This is a genomic window from Streptomyces sp. NPDC037288, from assembly GCF_055603265.1.
Window position 1 is genome coordinate 93,562 of the sequence record NZ_JBVJVY010000003.1, and the last position, 19,306, is coordinate 112,867.

15 protein-coding genes are annotated in these 19,306 nt (G+C 71.3%); 12 read left to right on the forward strand and 3 right to left on the reverse strand.

Annotated features, from left to right (window positions below):
- Nucleotides 1-146: 146 nt before the first annotated feature.
- A complete protein-coding gene (locus ACZ7GZ_RS04540) occupies nt 147-1,697 on the forward strand; it encodes a PucR family transcriptional regulator (protein WP_471020899.1) in 1,551 nt (516 codons plus the stop codon).
- A gap of 74 nt (nt 1,698-1,771) precedes the next feature.
- Nucleotides 1,772-2,560 carry a phosphatase gene (locus ACZ7GZ_RS04545; RefSeq protein WP_471020900.1) on the forward strand — a complete coding sequence of 263 codons (789 nt, stop codon included), beginning with the start codon at nt 1,772-1,774 and terminating at the stop codon, nt 2,558-2,560.
- 42 nt (nt 2,561-2,602) lie between these two features.
- On the opposite strand, the gene tesB is transcribed toward ACZ7GZ_RS04545, so the two are convergent.
- The 3 genes from tesB to ACZ7GZ_RS04560 form a co-directional block, all read right to left on the reverse strand.
- The gene (tesB, locus tag ACZ7GZ_RS04550) at nt 2,603-3,469 is read right to left on the reverse strand and encodes an acyl-CoA thioesterase II (RefSeq protein WP_471020901.1); all 867 of its coding nucleotides are present in this window, start codon (nt 3,467-3,469) and stop codon (nt 2,603-2,605) included.
- A gap of 46 nt (nt 3,470-3,515) precedes the next feature.
- On the reverse strand, nt 3,516-4,673 hold the full coding sequence (locus tag ACZ7GZ_RS04555; RefSeq protein ID WP_471020902.1) for an acyl-CoA dehydrogenase family protein: 1,158 nt from the start codon (nt 4,671-4,673) through the stop codon (nt 3,516-3,518).
- A gap of 650 nt (nt 4,674-5,323) precedes the next feature.
- Nucleotides 5,324-5,923 (reverse strand): SACE_7040 family transcriptional regulator, encoded by a 600-nt coding sequence (locus ACZ7GZ_RS04560; RefSeq protein WP_471020903.1) that lies wholly within the window; start codon nt 5,921-5,923, stop codon nt 5,324-5,326.
- A gap of 109 nt (nt 5,924-6,032) precedes the next feature.
- Here ACZ7GZ_RS04560 and ACZ7GZ_RS04565 point away from each other — a divergent pair, with 109 nt between their 5' ends.
- The 10 genes from ACZ7GZ_RS04565 to ACZ7GZ_RS04610 all read left to right on the forward strand — a co-directional run bounded on the left by ACZ7GZ_RS04565 (nt 6,033) and on the right by ACZ7GZ_RS04610 (nt 19,160).
- Nucleotides 6,033-7,649, forward strand: a complete 1,617-nt coding sequence (locus ACZ7GZ_RS04565) for a carboxyl transferase domain-containing protein (RefSeq protein ID WP_471020904.1) — start codon at nt 6,033-6,035, stop codon at nt 7,647-7,649.
- Nucleotides 7,650-7,660: 11 nt separating this feature from the next.
- On the forward strand, nt 7,661-9,673 hold the full coding sequence (locus tag ACZ7GZ_RS04570) for an acetyl/propionyl/methylcrotonyl-CoA carboxylase subunit alpha (RefSeq protein ID WP_471020906.1): 2,013 nt from the start codon (nt 7,661-7,663) through the stop codon (nt 9,671-9,673).
- Nucleotides 9,670-10,611, forward strand: coding sequence for a hydroxymethylglutaryl-CoA lyase (locus tag ACZ7GZ_RS04575; protein WP_471020908.1), 942 nt, complete (start codon nt 9,670-9,672; stop codon nt 10,609-10,611). Before ACZ7GZ_RS04570 ends, ACZ7GZ_RS04575 begins: the two co-directional genes overlap by 4 nt.
- A gap of 5 nt (nt 10,612-10,616) precedes the next feature.
- Nucleotides 10,617-11,777 carry an acyl-CoA dehydrogenase family protein gene (locus ACZ7GZ_RS04580; protein WP_471020909.1) on the forward strand — a complete coding sequence of 387 codons (1,161 nt, stop codon included), beginning with the start codon at nt 10,617-10,619 and terminating at the stop codon, nt 11,775-11,777.
- Between the two features lie 269 nt (nt 11,778-12,046).
- Nucleotides 12,047-13,093: an ABC transporter substrate-binding protein gene (locus ACZ7GZ_RS04585; RefSeq protein WP_471020910.1), complete on the forward strand. Its 1,047-nt coding sequence runs from the start codon at nt 12,047-12,049 to the stop codon at nt 13,091-13,093.
- 49 nt (nt 13,094-13,142) lie between these two features.
- The gene (locus tag ACZ7GZ_RS04590; RefSeq protein WP_471020912.1) at nt 13,143-14,021 is read left to right on the forward strand and encodes a siderophore-interacting protein; all 879 of its coding nucleotides are present in this window, start codon (nt 13,143-13,145) and stop codon (nt 14,019-14,021) included.
- A 112-nt stretch (nt 14,022-14,133) separates the two neighbouring features.
- The gene (gene desA / locus ACZ7GZ_RS04595) at nt 14,134-15,576 is read left to right on the forward strand and encodes a lysine decarboxylase DesA (protein ID WP_471020913.1); all 1,443 of its coding nucleotides are present in this window, start codon (nt 14,134-14,136) and stop codon (nt 15,574-15,576) included.
- Nucleotides 15,560-16,852, forward strand: a complete 1,293-nt coding sequence (locus ACZ7GZ_RS04600) for a lysine N(6)-hydroxylase/L-ornithine N(5)-oxygenase family protein (RefSeq protein WP_471020914.1) — start codon at nt 15,560-15,562, stop codon at nt 16,850-16,852. The genes desA and ACZ7GZ_RS04600 overlap by 17 nt, the downstream gene beginning before the upstream one ends.
- The gene (locus ACZ7GZ_RS04605) at nt 16,849-17,394 is read left to right on the forward strand and encodes a GNAT family N-acetyltransferase (protein WP_471020916.1); all 546 of its coding nucleotides are present in this window, start codon (nt 16,849-16,851) and stop codon (nt 17,392-17,394) included. The genes ACZ7GZ_RS04600 and ACZ7GZ_RS04605 overlap by 4 nt, the downstream gene beginning before the upstream one ends.
- Entirely contained in the window at nt 17,391-19,160 is a 1,770-nt protein-coding gene (locus ACZ7GZ_RS04610; RefSeq protein WP_471020917.1) for an IucA/IucC family protein, read from the forward strand. Before ACZ7GZ_RS04605 ends, ACZ7GZ_RS04610 begins: the two co-directional genes overlap by 4 nt.
- Nucleotides 19,161-19,306 lie beyond the last annotated feature (146 nt).

A 19,306-nucleotide genomic window follows, 5' to 3' on the forward strand; every position in this document is an offset into this window, starting at 1 on the left:
GTGGCGTGTCGTGCAGATGCAGTGGGGACGGACGGCAGCGGCTCGCGAGGACATCCGCCCGTACCCGCGGCTGCCGTGCTGACTTGACACTAGGTGGCCGGAAAGCGACTGCGAAGTGTACGTTTCATCCATATGGACGGGGCGGGATGGAGGGAAAGCACACCATGCCGGAGACGATCACCCCAGCGGTCCCACCGACCCCACCGGTACCGCTGTCGGCACTGCTCGCCCGCGAGGATCTCGGTCTACGGCAGATCGCGGGCCCGTCCGATCCCTCCCTCGTGATCCACTGGGCGCACACCTCGGAGATGGCCGACCCGTACCCGTACCTGCTGGGCGGCGAGCTGCTGCTCACGGCGGGGGTGCACGTCCCGGAGGCGGCGGGTTCGGGCACCTACTTCGACGACTACGTCTCGCGGATCGTGGCCGCGGGCGGGGCCGCCCTGGGGTTCGGCCTGGCGCCGGTCCACGACACGGTTCCGCGCGCGCTGGCCGCCGCCTGCGAGCGCCACGGGCTGCCGTTGCTGGAGGTCCCGCCCCAGACCACCTTCTCGGGGGTGGCCCGCGCGGTGTGGCAGCTGATGGCGCAGGAGCGGCTCGCCGAGCTGCGCCGCGTCACGGAGGCCCAGCAGGGCCTCGCCTCGGCCGCCGCCCGCCCGGACCCGGTGCCGTCGGTGCTGCGCCGCCTGGCCCAGCACCTCTCCGGCCACGCGGTGCTCTACGGCCCGGACGGCACGGCCCTCGCCGCCGCGGGCCGCGACCCGGCCGACGAGGTACGCGACGCACTGGCCGAACTGGCGACGGTCGTACGCGCCACCGGCGACCCGGCACCCGAGGCGGCCCCGCACGCACCGGGCGCAGACGCGGCCCCCGCCCCCTCCCGTCCGCTCCCCACCTCCGCCACCGACACCGGCGGCTCCGCGCACCTCGCCGTCTACGCTCTCGGTGCCGGTGACGGGTTCGTACTCGGAGTGGCCGGCGCTCGGCGGGAGCCCGCGGACCACACCATCGCCTCCGTCGCCGCGGTGCTGCTGTCGCTGCTGACCGGGGAGCACCACAGCGGTGCCGGGGCGGCGCGGTCCTCGGCGCTGGTGCGGCTGCTGCTCGGTGCCCCGCCGGAGGCGGTCGCGCCGCTGCTGGGGGAGGGCGGCTGGGTCGTCGTACACGCCCGGCCCGAGGGGCAGCTCCCGGACGCCGTCGCCGCCTCCGCGCTCGGCGCCGCCCTGGTGTCACCGCTGGTCGACCTCGCCCATGACGTCGTACGGGTGCTGGTGCCGGGCGGCCGGGTACCGGAGCCGCAGGCCGGCTGGACGCTCGGGGTGAGCGCCGCCGTCACGCCGCGGGAGTGGGCGGACGCCGACGCCCAGGCGGCCCGTGCCCTCGCCCGGGCCCGCGCCACCCGCACCCCGCTGGTCCGGCACGGCACCCGGCCGGGGTGGCAGACCCTGGTGCCGCGGGCGGACGCCGAGGCGCATGCCCGGGCCGTACTCGCGCCGCTCGCCGGCCGGCCCGAGCTGGCTGAGACCCTGCGCACCTGGCTGTCCCTGCACGGGAGTTGGGACCGTACGGCGGTGGCGCTGGACGTGCACCGCAACACCGTGCGGCAGCGGATCGCCCGCTGCGCCGCCCTGTTGGACGCCGACCTGGACGACCCGGACGTACGCATGGAGTTGTGGTTCGCGCTGCGACAGGGCTGATCCGGCGGGTGAGCCGCGTCCCACCGGGCGATACGCCGAGGACGCCCGCAGTGCGCTGCCCCACAATGGGAGGCATGCCGATATCCGGGACACCCAGCCGCGCCCAGCTCGTCGACCACCTGGTGAGGACCCGTATCGCGGGGGACGTCGCCACACCCCGTGAGAACAACCTCTCCCACTACCGCCAGCTCGCCAACGGTGTCCGCGCCTTCTGGTTCGGCCTGGAGTTCGGCGAGCGCTGGACGGACGAGCAGGACGTGCTCGCGGTGATGGCCGAGCGGGTGGGGGTCAGCGACGATCCCGAGTACCGGTACGGGCAGGACACGATCGACCCCGAGTTGACCGTGGACGCGCTGGAGCGAATGGCGGCGCGGTTGCGCAAGGCGGCCGAGGGGCAGCAGCGGGTGCTGTTCGCGACCGGTCACCCGGGCGGCCTGCTGGACGTGCACCGGAGCACGGCCGCCGCGCTGCGCGCCGCCGGCTGCGAGATCGTGGTCATCCCGGACGGGCTGCAGACGGACGAGGGGTACGTCATGCAGTTCGCGGACGTGGCCGTGCTGGAGCACGGGGCGACACTGTGGCACACCCACTCGGGTGAGCCGATGCGGGCCGTTCTGACGGGACTTGAGCGGGAGGGCCGCCCGCTGCCGGACCTGGTGGTCGCCGACCACGGCTGGGCCGGGTACGCCGGACAGCACGGCCTGGACGCGGTCGGGTACGCCGACTCCAACGACCCGGCGCTGTTCCTCGCCGAGTCCGAGGGCACCCTGCAGGTCGCCGTACCGCTCGACGACCATGTGGTCAGCCCGCGTCACTACGACCCCCTGACGGCGTATCTGCTGGCCGAGGCCGGACTGGCGTAACACGGTACGCGGCACCCCGGGAAGGACGGATCCGCCAAGGGCTCAGCGCGGGACGCGGACCACGCCCTCCTGGATGACCGTGATGGCGAGCCGGCCGTCCTGCGTGTAAATACGGGCCTGGCCGAGGCCCCGGCCGCCGTGCGCGGACGGCGACTCCTGGTCGTACAGCAGCCATTCGTCGGCACGGAAGGGCCGGTGGAACCACATCGCGTGGTCCAGGGAGGCGCCCACGACATCCCCTACGGCCCAGCCGCCGCGGCCGTGCGCGAGCAGCACGGAGTCGAGGAGGGTCATGTCGGAGACATAGGTGGCGAGGACGACGTGCAGCAACGGGTCGTCGTCGAGCTTGCCGTTGGTGCGGAACCACACCTGGCTGTGCGGCTCGCGGGGCGCGCCGAACCGCCCGTACGGCGGCTCGTCCACGTACCTGAGGTCGATCGCCTCCCGGGCCTGAAGGAACCGCTCGACGACCTCGGGCGCGAGGTGGTCGTAGCCGCGCAGCCGCTGCTGCGAGGTGGGCAGGGTCGCCGGATCGGGCGAGGCGGGCATCGGCGCCTGGTGCTCCAGCCCCTCCTCGTACGTCTGGAAGGACGCCGAGAGGTGGAAGATCGGCTTGCCGTGCTGGACGGCGACCACGCGGCGGGTGGTGAAGGAACGGCCGTCGCGGATGCGGTCGACGGTGTAGACGATCGGCGCGCCGGGGTCGCCCGGGCGCAGGAAGTAGGCGTGGAGGGAGTGGGCGGGACGGTCCGCGGGGACCGTCCGCCCGGCGGCGACCAGCGCCTGCGCCGCGACCTGCCCGCCGAAGACGCGGGGGACGACGGCGGAGCGGGACTGGCCGCGGAAGATGTTCTCCTCGATCTGCTCCAGGTCGAGCAGATCGAGGAGATCCTGGAGTGCCTGACTCATGGGTTCTGGTGGTACCAGCCGGTGACCGCGCCCGGTCGCACGGCCCTTACAGGCCCATGTCCTTGGCGATGATCGTCTTCATGATCTCGCTGGTGCCGCCGTAGATGCGGTTGACGCGGTTGTCCGCGTACAGGCGGGCGATCGGGTACTCGTTCATGTAGCCGTAGCCGCCGTGCAGCTGCAGGCAGCGGTCGATCACGCGGTGGGCGACCTCGGTGCAGAACAGCTTGGCGCTGGCGGCCTCGGCGGGGGTCAGCTCACCGGCGTCGAGGGCCTCCGTGGCGCGGTCGGCGACGGCCTCGGCGGCGTCCACCTCGGCCTGGCAGGCGGCCAGCTCGAACTTGGTGTTCTGGAAGTGGGCGACCGGCTTGCCGAAGACGGTGCGCTCCTGGACGTACTGCTTGGCGAACCGGACGGCGGCCTTGGCCTGCGCGTAGGCGCCGAAGGCGATGCCCCAGCGCTCGGAGGCCAGGTTGTGGCCGAGGTAGTAGAAGCCCTTGTTCTCCTCGCCGAGCAGGTCCTCGACCGGGACCTTGACGTCGACGAAGGCCAGCTCGGCGGTGTCGGAGGTCTTCAGGCCGAGCTTGTCCAGCTTGCGGCCGACGGAGTAGCCCTCGGACTTGGTGTCCACGGCGAACAGGGAGATGCCGTGGCGGCGGTCCTCGGCGGTCGGCGCGGCGGTGCGGGCGCAGACGATCACGCGGTCGGCGTGGACACCGCCGGTGATGAAGGTCTTGGCGCCGTTGAGGACGTAGTGCGTGCCGTCGTCGGAGAGCTTGGCCGTGGACTTCATGCCCGCGAGGTCGGAACCGGTGCCCGGCTCCGTCATCGCGATGGCCCACATCTCCTCGCCGCTGACGAACTTCGGCAGGTAGCGCTTCTTCTGCTCGTCGGTGGCGAGCATCTTGATGTACGGCAGGGCGAGCAGCACGTGCACGCCGGAGCCGCCGAAGTTCACGCCCGCGCGGGCGGTCTCCTCGTAGATGACGGCCTCGAACTTGTGGCTGTCCAGGCCCGCGCCGCCGAACTCCTCGGGCACGCTGATGCCGAAGACGCCCAGCTCGCCGAGCTTGTAGTAGAAGTCGCGCGGCGCCTGGCCGGCGGCGAACCACTCGTCATAGACGGGGACGACCTCGGCCTCGATGAAGGCGCGCAGGGTCTCCCGGAACGCCTCGTGATCCTCGTTGAACACCGTACGGCGCACGCCGCCCACCTCCACGTACCTGTCTAAGCGCTTGCTCAGACTCGAAGATACCGGCGAGTACGGCCAGGCGTCCAGAGATACAGGTCACTCCGGCGACAAGGAGACGGCACTCACAGGGCGCGATGCCCACAGGCACCTCGACGGCGCCCAGCACGCGCGCGTGGGCGAGGAGGGCCACACGGGGCGCCGCGGCCCGGCTGGACACCGGTGCGGCCGAGCCGGCAGCCCGTGACCCGGCAGGGCCGATCGGCGGCGACGAGGCCGCCCGCTCACCCACGCGCGCAACCCGAAGCGGACCCCGGCACCCCCGGACATCAGCGGACGCAGGACGAGACCGGGAACGCGGGTCGGCAGACCGGGCCGGCAGGGAGACGGCACCCACAGGGCCATGCCCACACACACCCCGGTGCCGCCAGCACGCGCGCGTGGCGAGCAGGGCCGCACAGACCACCGCGACCCGGCCGGCGCAGGTCCGGGTGCGGTCGAGCCGGCAGCCCGTGGCCCGGCGCGGCCGATCGGCGGCGACGAGGCCGCCCGCTCACCCACACGCGCAACCCGAAGCGGACCTCGGCGCCCCCGGACGTCAGCGGACGCAGGACGAGACCGGGAACGCGGGTCGGCAGACCGGGCGCCGGACCTGCGGTGGGCCCTCAGCCCTCCCCCGCCGCCTCGAACGCCCCCCGCGCCATCCGGTGCAGCAGCGCCGCCGTCGCCCCCCGCCCCGGCAGGGTCCCCGCCCGGCCCAGGTGCGGCGTGGAGTTCAGCAGGCCGAAGACCGAGTGGACCGCCGAGCGGGCCGAGGGCTCCGACAGGCCCGGATAGACCTCGCGCACCACCTCCACCCACAGCTCCACGTACTGCCGCTGGAGCTGGCGGACCAGCTTGCGGTCGCTGTCGCGGAGGCGGTCCAGCTCACGGTCGTGCAAGGTGATCAGGGGACGGTCGTCCAGGGCGAAGTCGATGTGGCCCTCGACGAGGGAGTCGAGGACGGCGGAGGCGCCCATCCGGCCGTCCGCCTCCGCCAGGCGCCGCTTGGCCCCGGTCAGCAGCTGGCCGCTGATGCCCACCAGCAGCTCGGCGAGCATCGCGTCCTTGCCCGGGAAGTGCCGGTACAGACCGGGGCCGCTGATCCCGACCGCAGCGCCTATCTCGTCGACACCGACGCCGTGGAAGCCGCGCTCGGCGAAGAGCCGGGCGGCCTCCTTGAGGATCTGCTCGCGGCGGGTCGGGGCGTCGGTTCTGGTGACCATGCAGGCAATTCTAGACAGCGAGGTTAGCGGTCGTTAACCTGGAGGAAATGGTTAACGCTCATTAACTCGTTCGACCAACAGGTTCGATCACCGGTGAGGGGACCGCAGGATGCAGGAGGCACCGGAGCTCCGGAGCGCGGCAGATCCCGCGTCGGAGGCCTGGCGGGCCAATGAACAGGCTCATCTCGCGCTCGTCGAGGAGCTGCGCGGCAAGCTGGCCGCGGCGGCGCTCGGCGGCGGCGAGAAGGCGCGGGCCCGGCACACCGCGCGCGGCAAGCTGCTGCCCAGGGACAGGGTGGACACACTGCTCGACCCCGGGTCGCCGTTCCTGGAGCTGGCCCCCCTCGCGGCCGACGGGATGTACGACGGCCAGGCCCCGGCGGCCGGGGTGATCGCCGGCATCGGCCGGGTCGGCGGACGCGAGTGCGTGATCGTCGCGAACGACGCCACGGTCAAGGGCGGCACGTACTACCCGATGACCGTGAAGAAGCATCTGCGCGCCCAGGAGGTGGCCCTCGACAACCGGCTGCCGTGTGTGTACCTGGTCGACTCCGGTGGCGCCTTCCTGCCCATGCAGGACGAGGTCTTCCCCGACCGGGACCACTTCGGGCGGATCTTCTACAACCAGGCCCGGATGTCCGGCGCCGGGATCCCGCAGATCGCGGCCGTCCTCGGCTCGTGCACGGCCGGCGGGGCGTACGTCCCGGCGATGAGCGACGAGGCCGTGATCGTCCGCAACCAGGGGACGATCTTCCTCGGCGGTCCGCCGCTCGTGAAGGCCGCCACCGGTGAGGTCGTCACGGCGGAGGAGCTGGGGGGCGGCGAGGTCCACTCCCGGGTCTCCGGTGTCACCGACCACCTCGCCGAGGACGACCCGCACGCCCTGAGGATCGTCCGGAACATCGTCGCCACCCTCCCGGCCCGGCGGTCCCTGCCCTGGGAGGTGCTGCCGGCGGTCGAGCCGAAGGTGGATCCGTACGGCCTGTACGGCGCGGTCCCGGTCGACTCCCGCACCCCCTACGACGTCCGCGAGATCATCGCGCGCGTGGTCGACGGCTCCCGGTTCGCCGAGTTCAAGGCCGAGTTCGGGCAGACGCTCGTCACCGGCTTCGCGCGCATCCACGGCCACCCGGTCGGCATCGTCGCCAACAACGGCATCCTCTTCTCCGAGTCCGCCCAGAAGGGCGCCCACTTCATCGAGCTGTGCGACCAGCGCGGCATCCCGCTGGTGTTCCTGCAGAACATCTCCGGGTTCATGGTCGGCAAGGACTACGAGGCGGGCGGCATCGCCAAGCACGGCGCCAAGATGGTGACGGCGGTGGCGTGCACGCGCGTGCCGAAGCTGACCGTGGTGGTCGGCGGGTCGTACGGCGCGGGCAACTACTCGATGTGCGGCCGGGCCTACTCCCCCCGCTTCCTGTGGATGTGGCCCAACGCCAAGATCTCCGTCATGGGCGGCGAGCAGGCCGCGTCCGTCCTCGCCACGGTCAAGCGCGACCAGCTGGAAGCGCGCGGCCAGGAGTGGCCCGCCGAGGACGAGGAGTCCTTCAAGGCACCGATCCGGGCGCAGTACGAGCGCCAGGGCAACGCCTACTACGCCACCGCCCGCCTCTGGGACGACGGCGTGATCGACCCGCTGGAAACCCGTCAGGTGCTCGGACTCGCCCTGACGGCCTGCGCCAACGCGCCCCTGGGAGAGCCCCAGTTCGGCGTCTTCCGGATGTGAGGAGGGGAACCGTGTTCGACACAGTGCTGGTCGCCAACCGGGGCGAGATCGCCGTACGCGTCATCCGTACGCTCCGCTCGCTGGGCGTGCGCTCGGTGGCGGTCTTCTCCGACGCCGACGCCGACGCGCGGCACGTCCGGGAGGCCGACACGGCGGTGCGGATCGGGCCGGCGCCCGCGGCCGAGAGCTATCTGTCCGTCGAGCGGCTGCTGGAGGCCGCCGCCCGCACCGGCGCCCAGGCCGTGCACCCCGGTTACGGCTTCCTCGCCGAGAACGCGGGCTTCGCGCGCGCGTGCGAGGAGGCGGGGCTTGTCTTCATCGGCCCGCCCGCCGACGCGATCGCGCTCATGGGCGACAAGATCCGCGCCAAGGAGACGGTGCAGGCGGCCGGGGTTCCGGTGGTGCCGGGTGGCCGTGATCCCGACCTCGCCGGGGCGGCCCGCGAACTGGGCGCGCCCGTGCTGCTCAAGCCCTCGGCCGGGGGCGGCGGCAAGGGCATGCGACTGGTGCGGGACATGACCGTGCTGGAGGAGGAGATCGCCGCGGCCCGCCGCGAGGCCCGCGCCTCCTTCGGCGACGACACGCTGCTGGTGGAGCGGTGGATCGACCGGCCCCGGCACATCGAGATCCAGGTGCTGGCCGACGGCCACGGGAACGTCGTCCACCTCGGCGAGCGCGAGTGCTCGCTCCAGCGGCGGCACCAGAAGATCATCGAGGAGGCGCCCTCGGTCCTGCTGGACGAACGGACCCGCGCGGCGATGGGCGAGGCGGCCGTGCAGGCGGCCCGGTCCTGCGGGTACCGGGGCGCGGGCACGGTGGAGTTCATCGTGCCGGGCGGGGACCCGACGCAGTACTACTTCATGGAGATGAACACCCGTCTCCAAGTGGAGCACCCGGTCACCGAGTTGGTGACCGGACTCGACCTGGTGGAGTGGCAGCTGCGGGTCGCCGCCGGGGAGCGGCTCGGCTTCGGGCAGGAGGACGTGCGGCTGACCGGGCATGCCGTGGAGGCCCGCATCTGCGCCGAGGACCCCGCGCGCGGGTTCCTGCCCTCCGGCGGCACGGTACTGCTCCTGAACGAGCCGCAGGGCGACGGCGTGCGCACCGACTCCGGGCTCAGCGAGGGCACCGAGGTGGGCAGCCTGTACGACCCGATGGTGTCCAAGGTGATCGCCTACGGCCCCGACCGGGCGACGGCGCTCAGAAGGCTCCGGGCGGCACTGGCGGAGACGGTCACGCTGGGTGTGCAGACCAACGCGGGCTTCCTGCGCCGGCTGCTGGCGCATCCGGCGGTCGTGGCCGGCGAGTTGGACACGGGGCTCGTGGAGCGGGTGGTGGACGAGCTCGCACCGTCGGGGGTACCCACGGAGGTCTACGCGGCGGCGGCCCTGCTGCGGCAGACCGCGCTCGCGCCCGCGGGCGGCTCCGGCCGGGCGGACCCGTTCGCCGCCGCCGACGGCTGGCGCCTGGGCGGGACGCGGGCCTGGACGCCGCATCATCTGCGCGTGCCGGGGCACGACCCGGTGACCGTGCGCGTGCGCACCACGCCGGACGGCGGCACGGAGCTGCTGCCGCCCGGTGCGGACGAGCCGCTCCGGGGGTCCGGGGGTGTGACCTCGCGGCCCGGCGCCGAGCACCGGTTCACGTTCCTGCTGGACGGCGTCTCCCACACCTTCGCCACCGCGCCGGACGGCACCTGGCTGGGCCGGGACGGCGACGCCTGGCACGTGCGCGACCACGACCCGGTCGCCGCATCCCTCACCCGGTCCGGACACGCGGGCGCGGACTCGCTGACCGCGCCCATGCCCGGGACGGTGACCGTCGTGAAGGTCGCGGTCGGCGATGAAGTGGCCGCGGGCCAGAGCCTGCTGGTGGTCGAGGCGATGAAGATGGAGCACGTCATCTCCGCCCCGCACGCCGGCACGGTCGCCGAGCTGGACGTGACGCCGGGCACGACGGTCGCCATGGACCAGGTGCTCGCCGTGATCGCACCACACGACGAGGAAGGGGTGGTGGCGCAGTGACCGCCGACGGACTGCCCATGGTCGTACCGGCCACCGACCTGCCCGCTCGGGTGCGGATCCACGAGGTCGGCGCGCGTGACGGGCTGCAGAACGAGAAGATGGCCGTACCGACGTCGGTCAAGGCGGAGTTCATCCGCCGCCTGGCCGAAGCGGGCCTGACGACGATCGAGGCGACGAGTTTCGTGCACCCCAGGTGGGTGCCCCAGCTGGCGGACGCCGAGCAGCTGTTCCGGCAGGTCGCCGATCTCGGCGTGGACCTGCCCGTCCTGGTGCCGAACCAGCGTGGCCTGGACCGCGCGCTGGCACTCGGCGCCCGCCGGGTCGCGGTGTTCGCCAGCGCCACCGAGTCCTTCGCCAAGGCCAACCTCAACCGCACACTGGACGAGTCGCTGGCCGTGTTCGAGCCGGTGGTCCGGCAGGCGAAGGACGCGGGCGTGCACGTACGCGGCTACGTCTCCATGTGCTTCGGCGACCCCTGGGAGGGGGCAGTCCCCCTCCACCAGGTGGCCCGCGTCTGCACGGCCCTCAGGGACATGGGCTGCGACGAGCTGAGCCTCGGCGACACGATCGGCGTGGCCACGCCGGGCCATGTGCTCGAACTGCTCAACCTGCTCAACGAGAAGGGCGTGCCGACCAACATGATCGGCGTGCACTTCCACGACACCTACGGCCAGGCGCTCGCCAACACCTATGCGGCCCTGGAGCACGGGGTGACCACGATCGACGCCTCGGCCGGCGGGCTCGGCGGCTGCCCGTACGCCAAGTCCGCCACCGGCAACCTCGCCACCGAGGACCTCGTCTGGATGCTGCACGGCCTCGGCATCGAGACCGGCGTCGACCTCGGCCGTCTCACCGCCACCAGCGTGTGGATGGCCGCCCATCTGGACCGGCCCAGCCCGTCCCGTACCGTCCGCGCTCTCTCCCACAAGGACCAGTGATCAGCATGGACCACCGTCTCAGCCCCGAGCTGGAGGAACTCCGCCGTACGGTGGAGGAGTTCGCGCACGACGTGGTGGCGCCGAAGATCGGCGACTTCTACGAGCGGCACGAGTTCCCGTACGAGATCGTCCGCGAGATGGGCCGCATGGGCCTGTTCGGGCTGCCGTTCCCGGAGGAGTACGGCGGCATGGGCGGCGACTATCTGGCCCTCGGCATCGCCCTGGAGGAACTGGCCCGGGTGGACTCGTCCGTGGCGATCACCCTGGAGGCGGGCGTCTCCCTGGGCGCCATGCCGATCCACCTCTTCGGTACGCAGGAGCAGAAGCGCGAGTGGCTCCCCCGCCTGTGCGCGGGCGAGATCCTCGGCGCGTTCGGCCTGACGGAACCGGACGGCGGAAGCGACGCCGGAGCCACCCGTACGACGGCCCGGCTGGACCCGGACACCGACGAATGGGTCATCAACGGCACGAAGTGCTTCATCACCAACTCGGGCACGGACATCACGGGCCTGGTGACGGTGACCGCCGTGACCGGCCGCAAGCCGGACGGCAAGCCGCAGATCTCGTCGATCATCGTCCCGTCCGGCACGCCGGGCTTCACGGTCGCGGCCCCCTACTCGAAGGTCGGCTGGAACGCCTCGGACACCCGCGAGCTGTCGTTCCAGGACGTGCGCGTCCCGGCCGCCAACCTCCTGGGCGAGGAGGGCCGCGGTTACGCCCAGTTCCTGCGCATCCTGGACGAGGGCCGCATCGCCATCGCGGCGCTGGGGACGGGCCTGGCGCAGGGCTGCGTCGACGAGTCGGTGAAGTACGCGAAGGAGCGCCGCGCCTTCGGCAAGCCGATCGGCGCCAACCAGGCCATCCAGTTCAAGATCGCCGACATGGAGATGAAGGCCCACACGGCGCGCCTCGCCTGGCGCGACGCCGCCTCCCGCCTGGTCGCGGGCGAGCCCTTCAAGAAGGAGGCGGCCCTGGCCAAGCTCTACTCCTCCACCGTCGCCGTCGACAACGCCCGCGACGCCACCCAGATCCACGGCGGTTACGGCTTCATGAACGAGTACCCGGTGGCCCGCATGTGGCGCGACTCCAAGATCCTGGAAATCGGCGAGGGCACGAGCGAGGTGCAGCGGATGCTGATCGCAAGGGAGTTGGGGCTGGTGAGCTGAGGTCCTGCTCGGGTGCGTAGCCGTGGGGTCCGCCGCCGGGCACGGCGAGCAGGCCGAGCCGCCGGGTCCGCAGTGCCTCTCCGGCCCTCACCTGTCAGGGCCTGTCGACCGACTGCGCGAAGTCCGCGAAAGGGAGGGCGAACAGCCGCTTCCCTCCCCATGGCGCCGGGCGCGGTCCGCCCTGACCCTGGACATCGACTGAGGTTAGGCTAACCTACCTTCGAACCTGTCCGGCGGGCGCTCCGCCCCGTTCGAAAGCAGTCATGCCCATGCCCCACGCCCGTGCCACCCACCTCACTCGCCGCGGCCTCCTCGCCGCGGGCGGCGCCGTCGGACTGGCCGCCGCGGTCACCGCCTGCGGGGACGACAAGGGCAAGGACAGTGGCGCGGGCAGTGGGTCGAAAGCGGCCAAGTCCGGCCCCTGGTCCTTCAAGGACGACCGCGGCACGGCCGTGAAGCGTGACCACGTCCCGGCGGACATCGTCGCCTTCACCGGCGTCGGCGCCGCGCTCTACGACTACGGCATCCAGGTCAAGGGCGTCTTCGGCCCGACGACGACCAAGGCCGGCAAGGCCGACGTCCAGGCCGGCGACATGGACGTCAGTAAGGTGACGGTCCTCGGCAACACCTGGGGCCAGTTCAACATCGAGAAGTACGCCTCGCTCGCGCCGGACGTGCTGATCTCCACGATGTTCGACGACGCCGGCACGCTCTGGTACGTCCCCGAGGAGTCGAAGAAGAAGATCGCCCAACTCGCGCCCAGCGTGGGCATCTCCGTCTACGACCGTCAGCTCACCGAGCCGCTGCAGCGCATGTGGGACCTGGCCGAGTCGCTCGGCGCGGACATGAAGGCCGCGAAGGTCACCGACGCCAAGAAGCGGTTCGAGGCCGCCGCCGCCCGGCTGCGCGCCGCCGCCAAGGCCAAGCCCGGCCTCAAGGTGATGGCCGGCAGCGCGAGCGACCAGCTGTTCTACGTCTCCGGCACCGACCTCTCCGTCGACCTGGAGTACTTCAAGGCCCTCGGTGTGAACTTCGTGGAGCCGCCGGAGAGCGCCAAGAAGCAGGGCGGCGGCTGGTTCGAGTCGCTGAGCTGGGAGAACGTCGACAAGTACAAGGCCGACATCATCATGATGGACGACCGGTCCTCGGCGGTCCAGCCCGCCGCCATCACCAAGGCGACCTGGAAGAAGCTGCCCGCGGTGAAGGCCGGGCAGGTCATCCCCCGCTCCCCCGAGCCGATCCTGTCGTACGACAAGTGCGTGCCGCTGCTGACGAAGTTGGCCGAGGCCCTGGAGAAGGCGAAGAAGGTCAGCTGACCCGGGCAGACCCTGACACAGCCCTGAAACCCACCCTCAGGAGCCACCCATGACGACGGCCGTAGCCGCCCCGTTCCGTTTCTTCTCCCTGCAGGTTGTACGGACCAGGCGGCTGGGGCCGTCTCTGGTCCGCGTCACCTTCGGCGGAGCCGACCTGCACGCCTTCCACTCCGGCGGACGTGACCAGTCCCTGTCCCTCTTCCTGCCCCATCCGGGTCAGGCCGAGCCCGTCGTCCCACTGGAGCTGGGGGACGGCTGGTGGCAGGGGTGGCGGGAACTGCCGGACGACGTGCGGGCCGTGATGCGCTCGTACACACTCCGGGCCCTCAGGCGGGACCCGGACGAGATGGACATCGACTTCGCGCTGCACGGCGTCGAGCCCGCCGCGTCCCCCACTCCCGGCTCCGCCCGCGCGGGGGGACCCCCGCCCCCGGCCGGACCCGCCTCCCGCTGGGCCTCCCGGGCGACCGCCGGTGACCGGGTGCTGCTGCTCGGGCCGGCCGTCGCCGACAACCGCGCGATCCGCTTCCGCCCGCCCGAGGACACCGACCTCGTCGTCCTGTGGGGCGACGAGACCGCCGTACCGGCCGCGACGGCGATCCTCGAATCCCTGCCCGTCGGCACCCGCGCCCGCGCCTGGCTGGAGGTGCCGCACGCCGGGGACATCCAGGACGTGCGCACGGAGGCGGACGCGGAGATCACGTGGTTCGTACGGCACGACGGGTCCCCCATGGCCGTCGATGCCGTACGAGCCGCCCAACTGCCCGCCGCCGAGCGGCCGTACGTGTGGATCGCCGGTGAGTCGGGGCAGGTCAAGGCGCTGCGGCGGCACTTCGTCGGCGAGCGTGGCGTCGACCGGCGGCGGGTGACCTTCGTCGGGTACTGGCGGCGGGGGATGACCGAGGAACAGCTGCGGGCCGCCGAGTAACTCCCCTGGAGTGACGCCGGTCACGGGTCAGGCATGCCTTGATCCAAATAACTTAGGTTAGGCTAACCTAAGTTAAACCCCCGCACGGACTGTCCCCTCGGAGGACCCCCACATGCGCTCGCACCTGCTCAATGGCCTCACCGCGGAGCACTACCGCAGCTCCGTGACCGAAGGAGTCGAGCGGGTGGCGGCCAAACTCGCCACCACCGACCGTCCGTTCACCGGCGTCACCGTGGACGCCCTCTCCCCCCGGATCGACGCCATCGACCTCGACCGGCCACTCGGCGACACCGCCGCCGTACTCGACGAACTGGAGGACGTCTACCTCCGGGACGCCGTCTACTTCCACCACCCCCGCTACCTCGCCCACCTCAACTGCCCGGTGGTCATCCCGGCGGTACTCGGCGAGGCGGTCCTCTCCGCGGTCAACTCCTCCCTCGACACCTGGGACCAGTCGGCCGGCGGCACCCTCATCGAGCGCAGGCTCGTCCACTGGACGGCCGAGCGCATCGGCCTGGGCCCCGCCGCCGACGGTGTGTTCACCTCCGGGGGCACCCAGTCCAACCTGCAGGCGCTGCTGCTGGCGAGGGAGGAAACCAAGACCGGCACCCTGGCCGAACTGCGGATCTTCGCCTCCGAGGTCAGCCACTTCAGCGTGCAGAAGTCCGCGAAACTCCTCGGACTGGGCCCGGACTCCGTCGTCGCCGTCCCCGTCGACCGCGACAAGCGGATGCGGACCGTCGCCCTCGCCCACGAGCTGGAGCGCTGCCGGCGCGACGGGCTGGTGCCGATGGCGGTCGTCGCCACCGCCGGCACCACCGACTTCGGCTCCGTCGACCCGCTCCCGGAGATCGCCGAACTGTGCGCCCAGTACGCCGTGTGGATGCACGTGGACGCGGCCTACGGCTGCGGTCTGCTCGCCTCCCTGAAGTACCGGCACCGCATCGACGGCATCGAGCGCGCCGACTCGGTCACCGTCGACTACCACAAGTCCTTCTTCCAGCCGGTGAGTTCATCCGCCGTCCTGGTCAAGGACGCGGCCACCCTGCGGCACGCCACCTACCACGCCGACTACCTCAACCCGCGCCGCATGGTGCAGGAACGCATCCCCAACCAGGTGGACAAGTCCCTGCAGACCACCCGCCGCTTCGACGCCCTGAAGCTGTGGGTGACCCTGCGGGTGATGGGCGCCGACGGCATCGGCGAACTCTTCGACGAGGTCTGCGACCTGGCGGCCGAGGGCTGGAACCTGCTCGCCGCCGACCCCCGCTACGACGTCGTCGTCGAGCCCGCCCTCTCCACCCTCGTCTTCCGTTACATCCCGGCGGCCGTCACCGACCCGGCCGAGATCGACCGCGCCAACCTCCACGCCCGCCAGGCCCTGTTCGCCTCCGGCGACGCCGTGGTCGCCGGCACCAAGGTCGGCGACCGCCACTACCTGAAACTCACCCTGCTCAACCCCGAGACACGGACGGCCGACATCGCCGCCGTCCTCGACCTGATCGCCGGCCACGCCGAGCAGTACCTGGGAGAATCCCTTGACCGCGCGTCCTGAAGCCCTGGAGAACACCTACGACTTCGTGGGGATCGGGCTCGGCCCCTTCAACCTCGGCCTGGCCTGCCTCACCGAACCGATCGCCGGTCTGAACGGTGTCTTCCTGGACTCCAAGCCGGACTTCGAGTGGCACGCCGGAATGTTCCTGGACGGCGCCCACCTGCAGACCCCGTTCATGTCGGACCTGGTCACCCTCGCCGACCCGACCTCGCCGTACTCCTTCCTCAACTACCTGAAGGAGAAGGGACGCCTGTACTCGTTCTACATCCGCGAGAACTTCTATCCGCTGCGGGTCGAGTACGACGACTACTGCCGCTGGGCGGCGAACAAGCTGAGCAGCGTCCGGTTCAACACGACGGTCACCGAGGTGACCTACGAGGACGAGCTGTACGTCGTCCGCACCGAGTCCGGTGACACCTACCGCGCCCGGCGCCTGGTCCTCGGCACCGGCACGGTCCCCTATGTGCCCCCGGCCTGCCACGCGCTCGGCGGTGACGCCGTCCTGCACAACTCCCGGTACATGCACCGCAAGGCGGAGCTGCAGGCGAAGAAGTCCATCACGATCGTCGGCAGCGGCCAGAGCGCGGCCGAGATCTACTACGAGCTGCTCGCCGAGATCGACGTCCACGGCTACCAGCTCAACTGGGTTACCCGCTCCCCGCGGTTCTTCCCGCTGGAGTACACCAAGCTGACCCTGGAGATGACGTCCCCGGACTACATCGACTACTTCCGGGCCCTTCCCGAGGAGACCCGCTACCGGCTGGAGAAGCAGCAGAAGGGCCTGTTCAAGGGCATCAACTCGGATCTGATCGACTCGATCTTCGATCTGCTCTACCAGAAGAACGTCGTCAGCGGCGACCGCCCGGTCCCCACCCGCCTGCTCACCAACTCCACCCTGACGACCGCCCGTTACGACGCCGACGGCGGCTACACCCTGGGCTTCCACCAGGACGAACAGGGCAAGGACTTCGAGATCCGCACGGAGGGCCTGCTGCTGGCCACCGGCTACCACTACGAGCCCCCGGCCTTCCTCGCGCCCATCCAGGACCGCCTCCGCTTCGACGGCCACGGCCGCTTCGACGTCGCCCGCAACTACGCCGTCGACGTCACCGGCCGCGGCGTCTTCCTGCAGAACGCCGGCGTCCACACCCACAGCATCACCAGCCCCGACCTGGGCATGGGCGCCTACCGCAACGCGTACATCATCCGCGAGCTGCTCGGCACCGAGTACTACCCGGTCGAGAAGACCATCGCGTTCCAGGAGTTCGCCGTATGACCAGCACGGACCTGACCTTCACCTTCCGTCCCGTCGATCCGCTGAAGGACGGCGAACTCCTGCACGCCTGGGTCACCCACCCCAAGGCGTCCTTCTGGATGATGCGGGACGCGAAACCGGAGGACGTCGAGCGGGCCTACATGGAGATCGCGGCGGACGAGCACCACCACGCACTGCTCGGGCTACGCGACGGAGAACCCGCCTTCCTCATGGAGGAGTACGACCCCGCGCACCGCGAACTGGCCGGCCTGTACGAGGCGCAGCCGGGGGATGTCGGCATGCACTTCCTGGTGGCACCCACCGACACACCCGTACACGGCTTCACGCGGGCCGTCATCACGGCCGTGGTGGCGCACCTGTTCGAGGACCCGGCGGTCGAGCGCGTCGTAGTCGAACCGGACGTCCGCAACACGGCCGTACACGCGTTGAACGAGGCCGTCGGGTTCGTGCCGCAGCGGGCGGTCCGGAAGCCGGAGAAGGAGGCGCTGCTGAGCTTCTGCACACGCGAGCGGTTCGCCGCCGCGACGGGGGTGGCCCGATGACCCCCGCCGACGCCGTGGCCCACCTCTCCCCCGAGCGCTGGGCGACCGCCAACCGTCTGCTGGTCCGCAAGGCCCTCGCCGAGTTCGCGCACGAGCGCCTGATCACGCCCGTGCGGGAGGGTGACGGGTACGTCGTCCGCAGTGACGACGGCCTGACCTCCTACCGCTTCTCCGCCGTCCGGCGCGCCCTCGACCACTGGCAGGTCGACGCGGAGTCCATCACCCGGCACCGCGACGGCGGTGAACTCCCGCTGGCCGCCCTGGACTTCTGCATCGAGCTGAAGGAGTCCCTGGGGCTGGGCGACGAGAACCTGCCGGTCTACCTGGAGGAGATCTCCTCCACCCTCTCCGGCACCTGCTACAAGCTCACCAAGCCGCGCACCACCTCCGCGGAGCTGGCGGACGGCGGCTTCCAGACGATCGAGACGGGGATGACCGAGGGCCACCCCTGCTTCGTCGCGAACAACGGCCGGCTCGGGTTCGGCATCCACGAGTACCTCTCCTACGCCCCCGAGACCGCGAGCCCCGTCCGGCTGGTGTGGCTGGCCGCGCACCGCTCGCGGGCCGCGTTCACGGCGGGCGTCGGGATCGCGTACGAGGACTTCATCCGGCAGGAGCTGGGCGCCGGCACCGTCGAGCGGTTCCACGCCCGGCTGACCGACCAGGACCTCGACCCCGCCGACTACCTCCTCATCCCCGTCCACCCATGGCAGTGGTGGAACAAGCTGTCCGTCACGTTCGCCGCCGAGGTGGCCCGCCGGCACCTGGTCTGCCTGGGCGAGGGCGACGACGAGTACCTGGCCCAGCAGTCCATCCGGACCTTCTTCAACACCTCGCACCCGGAGAAGCACTACGTCAAGACGGCCCTGTCCGTCCTCAACATGGGCTTCATGCGCGGCCTGTCCGCCGCCTACATGGAGGCGACCCCGGCCATCAACGACTGGCTGGCCCAGCTGATCGAGAACGACCCGGTACTGAAGGCCACGGGCCTGACGATCATCCGGGAGCGGGCGGCCGTCGGCTACCGGCACCTGGAGTACGAACAGGCCACCGACCGCTACTCGCCGTACCGCAAGATGCTGGCCGCACTGTGGCGGGAGAGCCCGGTGCCCTCGCTGCGGGCCGGCGAGTCGCTCGCGACCATGGCCTCGCTGCTGCACGTGGACCACGCGGGCGCCTCCTTCGCGGGCGCACTGATCGCCCGCTCGGGACTCCCGCCGGCGGAGTGGCTACGCCAGTACCTGCGGGCGTACTACACCCCGCTCCTGCACAGCCTCTACGCCTACGACCTGGCCTTCATGCCGCACGGCGAGAACGTGATCCTGGTGCTGAAGGACGGGGTGGTGCAGCGGGCCGTCTACAAGGACATCGCCGAGGAGATAGTGGTGATGGACCCGGACGCGGTCCTGCCGCCGGAGGTCCGGCGGATCCGTGCCGAGGTCCCGGACGACAAGAAGCTGCTGTCGATCTTCACGGACGTCTTCGACTGCTTCTTCCGCTTCCTCGCCGCCGACCTGGCCGCCGAGGGGATCCTGGAGGAGGACGCCTTCTGGCGCACGGTCGCGGAGGTCACCCGCGAGTACCAGGAGGCGACCCCCGAACTGGCCGACAGGTTCCACCAGTACGACATGTTCGCCCCCGAGTTCGCCCTGTCCTGCCTCAACCGCCTCCAGCTGCGCAACAACAAGCAGATGGTGGACCTCACCGACCCGTCGGGCGCGCTGCAGCTGGTCGGCACCCTGGAGAATCCCCTCGCGGGGTTCTGACAGAGAGACGGGCGGGCACCCCGGAGCAGGGTCCTCCGGGGTGCCCGTCGACAGCCACCGGGCCTCAGCTGACCAGCGTTTGCGGCACGGGTGCGTCAATCATGACCAGGCCACGGCCGGACCCGTCGGCCGCACCGGCGGGACTG